Raw genomic sequence first — 13,095 nt, 5'->3', positions numbered from 1 at the left:
TTACTCCCCAGGACCGGGGGCCGCCGCCCGACGCCCGGGCGCGCGGCCCGGTGGACGCTCAGGCCGCGCCCGCCTCCGCCGCCCAGCGCCCCTGCGCCGCCAGCGCGTTGGCCCGCGCGCGGCGGACCACCGCATCCTGGGCCTTGTCGGCGTTGCCGGCCGGGTCCTGGGCCCAGGCGTGCAGGGCAGCCGACTGCAGGGCGCGGCCGTAGGAGAACGACAGGACCCAGGGATGCGGACCCATCCGGTTCAGTGCGTCGAGATGCGCGGTGGCGCGCTCGCCGTCCTGGCCGCCGGAAAGGAACACGATGCCGGGGACGATCGCCGGGACGGTGGCGCGGATGCAGGCGAGCGTGGTCGCGGCCACCTCGTCCACCCCGGCGGTCTCGTCGCAGTCGCTGCCCGGCAGCACCATCGAGGCCTTGAGCAGGACCGCGTCGAGCATCACGTCCTGCTGGTAGAGCGCGTCGAACAGCGAGCGCAGCACCACCTCGTGCACCTCGTGGCTGGTGTCGATGTCATGGTCCCCGTCCATCAGCACCTCGGGCTCGACCACCGGCACCAGCCCCTGCTCCTGCGCCAGCGCCGCGAAACGGGCCAGGGCATGGTTGTTGGATTCGATGCAGGTGCCGGTGGGGATGCCCTCGCCGATGCGGACCACCGCGCGCCACTTGGCGAAGCGGGCGCCGAGCCTGCGATACTCCTCCAGGCGCTGGCGCAGGCCGTCCAGGCCTTCGGTCACCACTTCGCCCGGGCAGCCGGCCAGCGGCTGGGTGCCCTTGTCGACCTTGATCCCGGCCAGGATGCCCTGGTCGGCCAGGTAGCGCGCGAACGGCACGCCGTCGCGGGTGGACTGGCGGATCGTTTCGTCCGACAGGGCCACGCCGCTGATCGACGCGGCCAGCCCCGGCGCGGTGACCAGCAGTTCGCGGTAGGCGCGCCGGTTCGCCTCGCTGTTGGCCAGGCCCACCTCGGCGAAACGGCGGGCGAGCGTGGGGCCGGACTCGTCGATGGCGAGGATGCCCTTGCCCGCGGCCACCAGGGTGCGGGCGGTCTGGTCGAGGTCTTCGATGCTCATGGCGCGGGGCCTGCTGCCAGGTGATGGGGACCGGCCGGGGAGGCCGCGCTCGCGTCGGACCCCCGCGGCCGTGGAGCGGGCACGCTCAGAGTTCGCCGAGGCCCTCGGCGCGCCCGTCCTTGCCCACCTGCAGCAGGCGCAGGGTGTTGGTGGCGCCGTGGGTTTCCATGTGCTCGCCGCTGGTGAACACCACCCGGTTGCCCGGATCGAGCACGCCGGCCTCGACCAGCAACTGGATGCTGCCGCGCGCGGCCTGGCGCGGGGTCTGCCCGCGGCTGTCGTAGTCGATCGGGAACACGTCGCGCATCAGCGCCATGCGCCGGCGCGCGCCGGCGTGGCGCGAGAACGCGTAGATCGGCGGGCCGGCGCGGTAGCGCGAGAGGTAGCGCGCGGTGCCGCCGGACTCGGTCATGGCGACGATGGCGGCCACGCCGATGTGCTCGCTCAGGAACATCGACGCCATGGCGATCGCCTGGTCGGCGCGCTCCAGGCCGCGCTCGGCCTTCTCGAAGTCGAAGTCGTGCGCGAACTGGCGCTCGGCGCCCATGCAGATGCGCGCCATCGCCTCCACCGCGCGCACCGGGAAGCTGCCGGCCGCGGTCTCGGCCGAGAGCATCACCGCATCGGTGCCGTCGATGACCGCGTTGGCCACGTCCAGCACCTCGGCGCGGGTCGGAATCGGCGATTCCACCATCGACTGCAGCATCTGGGTGGCGGTGATCACCACCTTGTTGCGCGCCAGCGACTCGCGGATGATCTTCTTCTGCAGGCCGGGCAGCTCGGCATCGCCGATCTCCACGCCCAAATCGCCGCGCGCCACCATCACCACGTCGCTGGCCTCGATCACCTCGGCCAGGTTCTCGATCGCCTCGGCGCGCTCCACCTTGGCCACCAGCGCCGCGTCGCTGCCGTGCGAACGGGCGATCGCGCGCGCTTCCTCCATGTCCTCGGCGTTGCGGCAGAACGAGACCGCGATGAAGTCCACGCCGATCTGCGCGGCGACGCCGATCAGCTCGCGGTCGCGGTCGGTGAGCGCGCCCAGCGACAGGCCGCCGCCGAGTTTGTTCAGGCCCTTGCGGTCGGACAGCACGCTGTCGTTGAGCACCGTGTTGACGATGCGCTCGCCCTCGATGCGCTCGACCCGCAGCTGCACCAGGCCGTCGTCGAGCATCAGCACGTCGCCGGGGGCCAGGTCGCCGGGCAGGCCGAGGTAGCTCACGCCCACCTCGTGGCGGGTGCCCGGCGGCGCGTGCTCGCTGGCCACCAGGTCGAAGCGGTCCCCGGCCTTGAGTTCCACCTTGCCGTCGGCGAAGCGTTCGACGCGGATCTTCGGACCCGGCAGGTCGGCCAGGATGCCGACCTCCACGCCGACCCGCGCCGCGGCTTCGCGCACCGCCTGCGCACGCGCCACCTGCCCGGCCGGATCGCCATGGGAGAAGTTCAACCGGACCACGTTCACGCCCGCGCGCAGGATGGCGTCGAGCACCCCGGGCGGATCGGTGGCCGGGCCGAGGGTGGCGAGGATGCGGGTGCGGCGGCGGTGTTCTGACATGGAATCGGAGACCCTTGCAGGCGGGAGTGTTCGGGCGTCGCGCCCGCGTGGTAGCGCTATCCTAGCCCAGCCGGCCGGCGATATCGCACGCGCGCACGGCCGCCATGCGCGGCCATCGGCGGGCGTGGCCCAGCGCCCGGGCCTGCGTCGCGTTCAGGCGGCGCGCGCCTGCAGCGCCGCGACCGCGGGCAGCGTCTTGCCTTCGAGGAATTCGAGGAACGCGCCGCCGCCGGTGGAGATGTACGACACCTTGTCGGCGATGCCGTACTTGTCCACCGCCGCCAGCGTGTCGCCGCCGCCGGCGATCGAGAACGCCGCCGACTCCGCGATCGCATTGGCCAGGGTACGGGTGCCGTTGCCGAAGGCGTCGAACTCGAACACGCCCACCGGCCCGTTCCAGACCACGGTGCCGGCCTTGCCGATCAGTCCGGCGTAGCGCGCGGCCGTGTCCGGGCCGATGTCCAGGATCAGGTCTTCGGCGCCCACCTCGGCCACCGGCTTCACCGTGGCCTCGGCATCGGGGTGGAACTGGCGCGCCACCACCACGTCCGTGGGCAGCGGGATGTCGGCGCCGCGCGCCTTCGCATCGGCCAGGATCGCGCGCGCGGTATCGACCAGGTCGGGCTCGTGCAGCGACTTGCCCACCGGCAGGCCCTGCGCGGCGAGGAAGGTGTTGGCGATGCCGCCGCCGACGATCAGCTGGTCCACCTTGCCCACCAGGCTGGTGAGCAGTTCCAGCTTGGTCGAGACCTTGCTGCCGGCGACGATCGCCAGCAGCGGGCGCGCCGGCTGGTCCAGCGCCCTGGCGAGCGCGTCGAGCTCGGCCATCAGCAGCGGGCCGCCGGCGGCCACGGGGGCGAAGCGGATCACGCCGTGGGTGGAGGCCTGGGCACGGTGCGCGGTGCCGAACGCATCCATCACGAACACGTCGCACAGCGCGGCGTACTTCCTCGCCAGCTCCTCGCTGTCCTTGCCCTCGCCCACGTTCATGCGGCAGTTCTCGAGCAGGACGATGCCGCCCGGCTCCACCTCCACGCCGTCCACCCAGTCGCGTACCAGCGGCACCGGCCGACCGAGCAGCTCGCCCAGGCGGCGCGCCACCGGCGCCAGCGAGTTCTCCTCGCTCCACTCGCCCTCCTTCGGCCGCCCCAGGTGCGAGGTGACCAGCACCGTGGCGCCGGCGTCGAGCGCGGCGCGCAGGGTCGGGATCGAGGCCACGATGCGCTGTTCGGAGGTGATCCGGCCGTTGTCGATCGGCACGTTCAGGTCCTGCCGGATCAGCACGCGCTTGCCGGACAGGTCGAGATCGGTCATGCGGAGGATGGTCATGGGCATCGTTCGCTGCGTGGCGTGAGCCGTGCATTGTCCGCGGGCGACAGGGGGCAGGCAAACGTTGCGCCTGCCACTATCGCGCCCCGCCGCCCTGGCGCCGCCACCCCGATGCGGTGCCGCCACCTCGCGCCAGCCCCTCCGGGCCCGGCGTCCGCACGCGACGGCGGCGGCGGTTCCCGGGCCGGCGGGCCGGACCGCGGCCCGCGCGGCGTCGGCCTGGGGCGGCCCGGAAACGACGAAGGCCGGCCCCACGCGCCCGTCGGAGCAGGCAACGCGGGCACCGGCCTCCGGTGCGTGCGGTCGCGGTTACTTGCCGGCGACCACGCGCACCATTTCCAGGCACTTGTTCGAGTAGCCCCACTCGTTGTCGTACCAGGCCACGATCTTGACGAAGGTCGGGTCGAGCTGGATGCCGGCATCGGCGTCGAACACCGAGGTGCAGGTCTCGCCGACGAAGTCGGTGGCCACCACCTTGTCCTCGGTGTAGCCGAGGATGCCCTTGAGCGCGCCCTCGCTCTGCGCCTTCATCTCGGCCTTGATCTCCTCGTAGGTCGCCGGCTTCTCGAGTTCGGCGGTGAGGTCGACGACCGACACGTCGGAGGTCGGCACGCGGAACGACATGCCGGTGAGCTTCTTGTTGAGCGACGGGATCACCACGCCCACGGCCTTGGCCGCGCCGGTGGACGAGGGAATGATGTTCTCGAGGATGCCGCGGCCGCCGCGCCAGTCCTTGCTGCTCGGGCCGTCCACCGTCTTCTGGGTGGCGGTGGCCGCGTGCACCGTGGTCATCAGGCCGCGCTTGATGCCCCACTTGTCGTGCAGCACCTTGGCCACCGGCGCCAGGCAGTTGGTGGTGCACGAGGCGTTGGAGATGATCGCCTCGCCCTTGTAGGTGTCGTGGTTCACGCCGAACACGAACATCGGCGTGTCGTCCTTCGACGGCGCCGACTGGATGACCTTCTTCGCGCCCGCGTCGAGGTGCTTCTGGCAGGTCTCCTTGGTCAGGAACAGGCCGGTGGACTCGATCACCACCTCGGCGCCCACCTCGTCCCACTTGAGGTTGGCCGGGTCGCGTTCCTGGGTGAGGCGGATGCGGTTGCCGTTGACGATGAGCGTGTTGCCCTCGACCGACACCTCGCCCTTGAAGCGCCCGTGCACCGAGTCGAAGCGCAGCAGGTAGGCCAGGTACTCGGGCTCGAGCAGGTCGTTGATGGCCACGACCTGGATGTCGCTGAAGTTCTGGACCGCCGAACGCAGGACGTTGCGGCCGATGCGGCCGAACCCGTTGATGCCTACCTTGATTGCCATGGTGCTCGGACTCCCGGAAACAGGGTTGGAGGACAGGCCGATAGTCTAGCAGTACGGGCGGTCCCACCCCCCCGCGGGAACCGGCAGCGGTGGTTGCGGTTGCAATGATCCGGATCAAGGTCGCGCCCCCGCCCGCCGCCCAGACTTGGCGCCAAACCCCACACGGAATCACGCCAATGTCCCGCATCCCGGTCCTGCTCGCCGCGGCCGTCGCCGCCTCCCTCGCCCTGCCCGCCGCCGCCCAGTCGCGCGGCGACTGGACCATGGGCGTGGGCGTCCACGCGGTGGACCCCAAGTCCGACAACGGCCGCCTCGACGCCACCGCGCTCGAACTCGGCCTGCTGCCGCCGACCCAGGTGGGCGGCAGCGTGCGCCCGACTATCACCGCCGAGTACTTCATCCGCGACAACCTGGGCATCGAGGTGCTCGCCGCGGCGCCGTTCCAGCACGACATCGACATCCGCGGCGTGGGCAGGGTGGGCAGCACCCGCCACCTGCCGCCGGTGGTCTCGCTGCAGTACCACTTCGCCAACGCCAGCGCGGCCACCCCGTTCGTCGGCCTGGGCGTGAACTACACCACCTTCTTCGACGAGGAGACCACCGGCGCGCTGAGCGGCACCCGCCTGTCGCTGGGCGACTCCTGGGGCCTGGCCGCGCATGCCGGCGTCGACATCGCCATCGGCAAGCGCGGCGCGCTGCGCATCGACGCCCGCTGGGCCGATATCGAGACCACGGTGAAGGTCAACGGCGTGAATGTCGGCAAGGCCAACCTCGACCCGCTGGTGTACGGCCTGGCCTGGGTCTGGAAGTTCTGACCTGCGCCCGCGGCGATCCGCGCCCACGCCCGCCGGCGTGGGCGCTTTCGTTCGTGGCGCCGGGACGGCCGCGGCGCCGGACGCAGCGTGCCGCCGCCCGGGATCGCGCCGGCGCACCGCCGGCGCTACAGTGCGCGCCATGCGCCCCACAACGCCGTTCGCCGTCCTCGCCCTCGTCCTCGCCCTGATCTGGCCTGCCGCGGCCCACGCCTGGGGCCCGCTCGGCCACCGCCTGGTGGCGCGCCTGGCCGAAGCCCGGCTCGACCCGGCGGCACGGGCCGAAGTGGAGCGCCTGCTGGCCATCGAGGGCCACCGGTCGCTGGCCGACGTCGCCAACTGGGCCGACGAGCTGCGCGGCCACGACCCCGACCTGGGCCGCCGCAGCGCACGCTGGCACTACGTCAACCTGGGCGAACTGGGCTGCCGCTACGACGCGCAGGCCGCCTGCCCCGGCGGCAACTGCGTGGTCGAGGCCATCGGCGCCCAGGCCGCGATCCTCGGCGACCGCGGCCGCAGCGACGCCGAGCGCCTGCAGGCGCTGAAGTTCGTGGTCCACTTCGTGGGCGACATCCACCAGCCCATGCACGCCGGCTACGCCCGCGACCGCGGCGGCAACGGCTTCCAGATCAACCTGCACGGCAGGGGCAGCAACCTGCACGCGCTGTGGGACAGCGGCCTGCTGCGGTCGGCGCGGCTGGGCGAAGAGCGCTACCTGCAGCGGTTGCAGGCGGCCAAGGACGGGCCGCGGGCCGCCAGGCAGGACACCAGCACCCCCGCGCAGTGGGCCGAGCAGTCGTGCGCGATCGCGGTGGAGGCCTACCCGCCGCGGGCGAGGATCGGGGACGACTACCTCGACCGGCACCGCCCGACCGCGGAGGATCAGCTGCGGATCGCCGGCCGGCGGCTGTCCGCGCTGCTGGACAGGACGCTGGGCGCCGCCCCCGCGCCGACCGCGTCCGCCGCCAACTGACCGCCCACCCACGGGCTGCGTCCACGCCCCTATCCACGCATCGCCATGGTCCTGCCCGGGTTCCCGGGCGAGCCGGGTGCCGGCTGCGGCTGGAACGCGCTGTACGGGCTGAACTGGCCCAGCGTGCCCTGGAACAGCATCGCGGCGATCGGCGGGGTGCTGACGATCAGCGTGGTCAGGATCAGGCCGAGTCCTCCCTGCTGCATCGCCATGCTGGTCACGCTCTCGCCGTCTCCGCCAAGGCCGAACAGGCTGCTGACCCAGAATGCCGTGCCCACCGCGATCACCATGTCCAGCGCGAGCGTGACGGTCACCGTCAGCACCGCCATCGAGAAGATCGCCCCGATGCCGTAGAGCAGCCATCGGTGGAACAGCGCCTTGGTCGGCTCGAACAGCAGGCAGAGGATGAAGATCGGCCCCAGGGCCAGCACCAGGCCGATGGCGAACTTGTTGAGCATGATCGCAGCCGCGGCGGTGATCGCGGGAAGCCCGAGGCCGGCGGTGATCATCGCCATCGACCGGTCCTTTTGCTCGCGCGTTTCCATGTCGTATCCGCCATCCACCGAGTCCACCACCACGAGTGCGGCCTGGAGGATGGCCAGGCTGCGGTCGACGTTGGCGTAGGCCCCTTCCGCGTCCGGGTCCCCGGTCATGGTCTCGTTGATGGTCCGCGACAGGCCGTCGGTCACCGTTGCGTAGATCGGCCCGAACCCGGCGCCGAGGCCGAGCGCGATGCCGACGATGAACGTGGCGCGCAGCGCGTTCACCACCAGCGTCATCATCGACTCGCGCGACTGGCCGGTCACGATCCGGACCCCCTGGACCATGATCCACAGGGTGAGCACCAGCACCCCGGCCCCGCCGAGCACGCGCAGGACGCGCTGGCCGAGGTTGGGCAGGTATTCGTGGATCAACTCGTCGTCGATGAAGCCGTGGATCTCGTGGAAGAACACGAAGTTGGGCAGCCCCGCCGTGGCGGGCACGAGTTCCTGGAACGCCTGTGAGAACAGTTGCATGCCGGTATCCCTTCCGTCCTGGTGCGGCCCGCGCCGCGAGCACCGACGCCCGCCCGTGGCGGTCAGCGCTCGCGCCGCCGGGCGATCTCGAGCGCCGCTTTCAGCGTGCCGTATTGCACCAGCTGCGCGCCCAGCCGCCGGCTGTTGCTGAAGGCCGCGCGGCCGTGGTAGGCCATGTCATTGCGTAGCGCCTCGATCTGCTGCCCGTAGTACTGGAGCTGGCGTTGCGCATTCTCCATCTCCGCCGCCTGTGCCGCCTGCAGTTGCTCGATGGCGTTGCTGTTGCGCGCCAGCCGGCCGCGCTCGTCCGGCCTGGCATTGGCGCTGTCGCGTTGCAGCTTGGCGATCTCCCTGTCGTTGTCCTGGATCTTGCCGATCACGTCGACCAGGAAGTTGTGCCGGCGGTTGTCGAGCCGGACCATCTTGGCGCAGGCCTCGTACTGCTTCTGCCGGGCCTGGTTGACGCGCGCCGGGCCGAAGCCACCGCCCCCGGCCAGGGACAGCAGTCCGCCGCCAGAAGGACTCCCGCACCGCTGCCCGAGGAAGGCATCTTCGCTGCGACGCTCGATGTTGGTATCGCGCGGGCCCGGATCCCATCCCGGCTTCAGGCCGTCGAGCTGCTGTTCGCGGATGTCGCGCAGCTGTGCCTCGAGCTGCTGCACCTGCTGGAAGATCTGGCGCAGCTGGTTGGTCTCGTCCCGGTACATCTGGGCGTACTGCTCCGCCCAGGCAAACCGGCTGGTCTTGATGTGGAGCGCGTCGGTCACCGGCGTCTGCGCCGCGGACGGTACGGCCCATGCCAGGCCGAGCAGGAGCGTGATGGCGGCGAATGCGGCCCTGGGCGATGTCAGGTTCATGGGGAACTCCTTTTCCTGCGACGTGTTCGAGCGGCTGTCTGGTCCCGGCCGCTCACGGCGGGCCTGCGCCGGCCGATTCCAGGGGCGCGGTACGTGTGGCCCGGGAGTCTCTGTGTCCTTCGTCCGGATCGCGCCCCCGTCCCGTCCCGCGGTCGTCGCGGTGCCCGGAGCCCTTCCTCTCCCGGTAGAACCGCGGGAGCCAGTCCTCCGGCGCCAGGGCATCCTCGCCGACGCCACGCGCCCGGGTTTCCTCCGCGAGGATCCGGTGCATGATCTCGATGTTGTCCGTGCTGGCCGAGATCACTGCCAGCGCATCGTCCAGGCCGCGCAGGTTCAGCTGGCACACGGTGGACGCGTGGCCCTGCTTCACCAGGAATGCCCGCGACCGCTCGTCGAGCCCCTTGACCACTTCGAACTCGGCCTCGGTGAGCTTGAGGCCGCCGACGTAGTCCTCGCGCGAGGCGTTCGGGTTCGGCAGCAGCACCAGGGTGGCGGTCTGCTCGACCAGTGCCGCCGAGATGTCGCTGGCGAGCGCGTCCTCGGGGCTCTGGGTGGCGAAGATCCCCAGGCCGTTCTGCTTGCGGATGGTCTTCTGCTTGTTCTTGGCGAAGTCCTTGAGCCCGCCCCCGCCATCGAGGATCTTCCAGAACTCGTCCATCACGTAGATCAGCGGCCGCCCGTCGATCAGCTGCTCCAGCCGATGCAGCAGGTAGTTGACGACCGGCACCCGCACTTCGGGATTGTCGATGAGGTCGGTGTAGTCGAAACCGATGATGCTGGCCCGCTCCAGGTCGATGGTGTCGGCCGGGTTGTCGAACACCCAGCCGAGCGCGTTCCCGGCTGTCCACTTGCGCAGCCGGGCGTAGAGCCCGTCGTCGCCCATGTTCGGCAGGCTCTTCTGCAGGTTGGAGAGGGTGCGCAGGTGCATCGGCATGTCGAGCACGCCATCGACGGCGCGATGGATGTCCTCGTCCTCGCGCGCGGTATAGCGCTCCTTGCCCGCCAGCACCTTGACCAGGCCGGCCAGGAACTGCGCATTGGCCTCGGTGCGCTCGCACTGGAACGGATTGAACCCGGTGGGTACGCCGTTCTCGAGAGCCAGGTAGTTCCCGCCGCATGCGCGCACGAAGATCTCGGCGCCCCGGTCCTTGTCGAAGAAGAAGATTGTCGGGCAGGGCTCGAACTTCTGCACCTGGCTGAGCAGGAAGTTGATGAACGCGGTCTTGCCGGTGCCGGACTTGCCGATCACCATCGTGTTGGCGATGGCCTTCTCGCCCCGCGAGTCTTCGGCCGGGTGGGTGGCGTGGAAGTTGAAGTAGTAGGGCTGGCCGTTGGTGGTCTGCAGCACGGTCACGCACTCGCCCCATGGATTGCGGTCGCGCTTGCCGGTGGCGAAGTTGTGCAGCGGCGACAGGCCCAGGAAGTTCAGCGAGCTGACGTTGGCCAGGCGCGTCCGGCACGACCAGTTGCCCGGCAGCTGGGAGTAGAACGCCGAGCACACCGCCAGGTCCTCGCGTGCCGACACGAATCCGGCGTTCGACAGTTCGGCGCGGGCGCGGGCGACGTTCTGCGCCAGCTGCTCCTGGCTGTCGGCATACAGGGCCATGACGAAGTGGTATTCGCCGAGCACGAAGTTGCCCGAGGCCACCTGGTCCATCGCATGGTCCAGCTCGGCGATCTGGCTGACGGCCCTGTCGCCGGACGAGATCATCATTCCCTTGGTGCGGTCCAGCACCCGCAGCGCGTCCTGTCGGCCCATCGGGCTGAAGGAGTGGGTGATCACGTATTCGAAGTCGAGGTACTTCAGTCCGTTGAGGATCCCCGGCCAGGTCCCGTCGCAGTACTCCTTGATGTTCAGGATCGCGCCGTACACGTTGCGGCCTTCGGGGGTGCGCACGATGAAGTCCCCGGTGCGGCTGGAGAACACGTGCCGGCTGACCGCGAGGTAATCGTGGATCGGCGCGGACAGCGCGGGCACCGGTTCGTCGATGCGGTTGAGCAGGAACCCGAAGTGCTCCAGGGCCTCCGAGAACACCACCCCGTTGTCTGCCTCGTACAGGCCGAGCCGCGCCGGCGCGTAATCCCTGAGCACGGCCTCCACGTTCCCGGCCAGTTCCATCAGCTTGGCCACGGCCTGGTCCTGCTGGGCCTGGAGCAGGGACAGGGCCGAGGACCGCTCCACCAGCCGCTTCCCGACCACGATGGGGCGGTAGAGCATGGTCAGGTACAGCTCGTTGCGCATGATCCTCTGCGAGGAGAGGACGTCGAAGTACTGGTCGGACAACGCCTGGTTGAACCGGGTGCCGAACCGCCACTGCGCCTCCACGGCACCACGGCGCCGCAGGTCGTGGACCCAAAAAGCCACATTGACGAAGTCCGGCGCGCGCAGCGTCTGCAGCAGGCGATTGAAGGTGCCGTGCCGGTGCTCGAGCTCCCATTCCTCGCGGCCGACGAAGGGCAGGCCATCGAGCCGCCATACCATCAGGAAATCCCCGCCCGTGGTCTTGACCACGCAGGGCGAGACGTGCGAGGACAGCGGGATCAGCCCCGCGATCGATGCGTCCGGGCCGAAGGCCCCCGGCTCAGGGACAGGCATCCTTGTGGAATTCCTTGCGATAGCTGTTGGGCGAGAACACCCACATGCCCCGGTGGTAGGCGCGGTTCCGCACCTTCATGCGGAACCGCAGTCTCAGCCCGAGCAGGCGGAAGATCATTTCGTCGCGCCGGGCCATCTGCCGCATCACGAGCACCACCACCGGAAGCAGGACGACGAAGTAGGGGTGGATGTAGAACGCCAGCAGCAGGCAACTGCCGCCGGCGATCGTGAACGGCACGTACGGCACGCCCATGAACATGGGCGGCCGTGTGCAGCCACGGAAGACGACGTCCTTGCGCATGTCAGGCCAGCATGCCGGCCAGCCCGAGCAACGCCCCGCCCTCCAGCGCGACGCCCCCCGTGTCCGACAGCAGCATGCGCGAGATCTGGGCCGCCGCGCCGATGAGGAACCCTCCGATCAGGACCGGCGCGACATCGCCGATGCGCTTGTGGTTGAACGCGATCTGGTAGCCCGCGAAGATCACCGCGATCGTGACGATGGCCACCGAGGCGATGTTGAGCAGCCCGGTGATGCTGGTGAAGAAGCTGGTGACCTTCCCGGCCGCGTCGGCGCTTCCGGGCGCGGCCAGCGCGAATCCCGGCGCGGAGAGGAGCGTGGCCACGGTGGCCTTCGCGAGCACGCCGCGGAGGGCGGGGGTCGTGGTGGAGATGCGATCTTCGTGGTTCATGGTTCCATTCCCTGGTTGGTTAGGCGGCCATCGAGGCCGGGCCGCGGTCAGAACACGAACGCCGCGTCCCGGTGCGCCGGTGGCGCGCTGGGTGCCGAGGTGCCTTGCGAGGCGTCCGCCGTCGGCGGCGGCGGATGCGCCGGAAGAGACAGGGCCGGGTTGACCGATACCGCGGGGTGCAGGGGCGGCGCGCCCCCGGGCTGCAGGTGCACCAGCCGTGGATGGCCAGGCGGGTGCACCGGGGCGTTCCAGTCCGCAACCGGCGCTGCAGGGGCCGGCACCCGGGCCGGTTCCGCGGTGGCCGCGGCCGAGCCCTGGATGCGGCGCTGGAGCAACGACCCACGCCCGGGCGCGCCGCCACGGCGGTCCCCCCGCGACAGACCGCGTCCGGCCAGGGGGATCGCCGCGGAGGCCGCCTGGCCCTGCCGCGCCCCATCCCACGAGGCGAGGACCTTCTGCACGTAGCCGTGGCGGAATCCGGTCGCGAAGTCGCCCGAGTAGTAGCAGCTCAGCGCCTTGCCCCAATCGCCCTTTGCGCGCCCATGGCACTCGGCCAGGATCTTCGAGCCGGCCTGCAGGTTGGCGCACACGTCGAAGGCACGTTCGTAGCTGTCCAGACCATACGGCGCCAGGTTGTGGCGGTTGACCTGTGCGATCCCGAGCGAAAAATTGAACCCCCGCTCCTCCAGCATCTTCGCCGTCGCGACCGCCTCGGCGCGGTTGCGGGGCTGACGGACCAGCCGGCCGCCTACCACGCCGATGGCGTAGGGGTTGAAACTGGACTCAACGCGCACCACGTGGCGCATGACTTCCACCGGGACCGCGAGGTCCGCGCAGGCCGCGAGTTCAATCCCGGGCAGCATGAACGACCTCCCGGGGCGG

12 protein-coding genes are annotated in these 13,095 nt (G+C 70.5%); 2 read left to right on the top strand and 10 right to left on the bottom strand.

Going from position 1 to position 13,095, the window contains the following annotated elements; translation table 11 throughout:
• Nucleotides 1–58 precede the first annotated feature (58 nt).
• The 4 genes from FQY79_RS12585 to gap all read right to left on the bottom strand — a co-directional run bounded on the left by FQY79_RS12585 (nucleotide 59) and on the right by gap (nucleotide 5,270).
• Nucleotides 59–1,078, bottom strand: a complete 1,020-nt coding sequence (locus FQY79_RS12585; RefSeq protein ID WP_146313260.1) for a class I fructose-bisphosphate aldolase — start codon at nucleotides 1,076–1,078, stop codon at nucleotides 59–61.
• 85 nt (nucleotides 1,079–1,163) lie between these two features.
• Entirely contained in the window at nucleotides 1,164–2,630 is a 1,467-nt protein-coding gene (pyk, locus tag FQY79_RS12580) for a pyruvate kinase (RefSeq protein ID WP_146313259.1), read from the bottom strand.
• 153 nt (nucleotides 2,631–2,783) lie between these two features.
• Nucleotides 2,784–3,959, bottom strand: coding sequence for a phosphoglycerate kinase (locus FQY79_RS12575; protein WP_146313258.1), 1,176 nt, complete (start codon nucleotides 3,957–3,959; stop codon nucleotides 2,784–2,786).
• 309 nt (nucleotides 3,960–4,268) lie between these two features.
• Nucleotides 4,269–5,270 carry a type I glyceraldehyde-3-phosphate dehydrogenase gene (gene gap / locus FQY79_RS12570; RefSeq protein ID WP_146313257.1) on the bottom strand — a complete coding sequence of 334 codons (1,002 nt, stop codon included), beginning with the start codon at nucleotides 5,268–5,270 and terminating at the stop codon, nucleotides 4,269–4,271.
• A 176-nt stretch (nucleotides 5,271–5,446) separates the two neighbouring features.
• Between gap and FQY79_RS12565 the strand changes: the two genes are divergently transcribed.
• Nucleotides 5,447–6,085: an OmpW/AlkL family protein gene (locus FQY79_RS12565; RefSeq protein ID WP_146313256.1), complete on the top strand. Its 639-nt coding sequence runs from the start codon at nucleotides 5,447–5,449 to the stop codon at nucleotides 6,083–6,085.
• Between the two features lie 139 nt (nucleotides 6,086–6,224).
• Nucleotides 6,225–7,055, top strand: a complete 831-nt coding sequence (locus tag FQY79_RS12560) for a S1/P1 nuclease (protein WP_146313255.1) — start codon at nucleotides 6,225–6,227, stop codon at nucleotides 7,053–7,055.
• Between the two features lie 29 nt (nucleotides 7,056–7,084).
• On the opposite strand, the gene FQY79_RS12555 is transcribed toward FQY79_RS12560, so the two are convergent.
• From FQY79_RS12555 to FQY79_RS12530, 6 genes are all read right to left on the bottom strand, one after another.
• Nucleotides 7,085–8,071 carry a TrbL/VirB6 family protein gene (locus FQY79_RS12555; RefSeq protein WP_146313254.1) on the bottom strand — a complete coding sequence of 329 codons (987 nt, stop codon included), beginning with the start codon at nucleotides 8,069–8,071 and terminating at the stop codon, nucleotides 7,085–7,087.
• Between the two features lie 62 nt (nucleotides 8,072–8,133).
• A complete protein-coding gene (locus FQY79_RS12550) occupies nucleotides 8,134–8,928 on the bottom strand; it encodes a hypothetical protein (protein WP_146313253.1) in 795 nt (264 codons plus the stop codon).
• A 52-nt stretch (nucleotides 8,929–8,980) separates the two neighbouring features.
• Nucleotides 8,981–11,524 carry a VirB4 family type IV secretion/conjugal transfer ATPase gene (locus FQY79_RS12545; protein WP_146313252.1) on the bottom strand — a complete coding sequence of 848 codons (2,544 nt, stop codon included), beginning with the start codon at nucleotides 11,522–11,524 and terminating at the stop codon, nucleotides 8,981–8,983.
• Nucleotides 11,511–11,825, bottom strand: a complete 315-nt coding sequence (locus tag FQY79_RS12540) for a VirB3 family type IV secretion system protein (protein WP_146313251.1) — start codon at nucleotides 11,823–11,825, stop codon at nucleotides 11,511–11,513. Before FQY79_RS12540 ends, FQY79_RS12545 begins: the two co-directional genes overlap by 14 nt.
• 1 nt (nucleotide 11,826) lies before the next feature.
• Complete coding sequence (locus FQY79_RS12535) at nucleotides 11,827–12,213, bottom strand: TrbC/VirB2 family protein (protein WP_146313250.1); 387 nt, start codon at nucleotides 12,211–12,213, stop codon at nucleotides 11,827–11,829.
• A 47-nt stretch (nucleotides 12,214–12,260) separates the two neighbouring features.
• Nucleotides 12,261–13,076, bottom strand: a complete 816-nt coding sequence (locus tag FQY79_RS12530; RefSeq protein ID WP_146313249.1) for a lytic transglycosylase domain-containing protein — start codon at nucleotides 13,074–13,076, stop codon at nucleotides 12,261–12,263.
• Nucleotides 13,077–13,095 lie beyond the last annotated feature (19 nt).

It is taken from the genome of Luteimonas wenzhouensis, from assembly GCF_007859305.1.
GTDB lineage: Bacteria > Pseudomonadota > Gammaproteobacteria > Xanthomonadales > Xanthomonadaceae > Luteimonas > Luteimonas wenzhouensis.
This window is presented reverse-complemented; position numbering and strand designations above follow the sequence as displayed.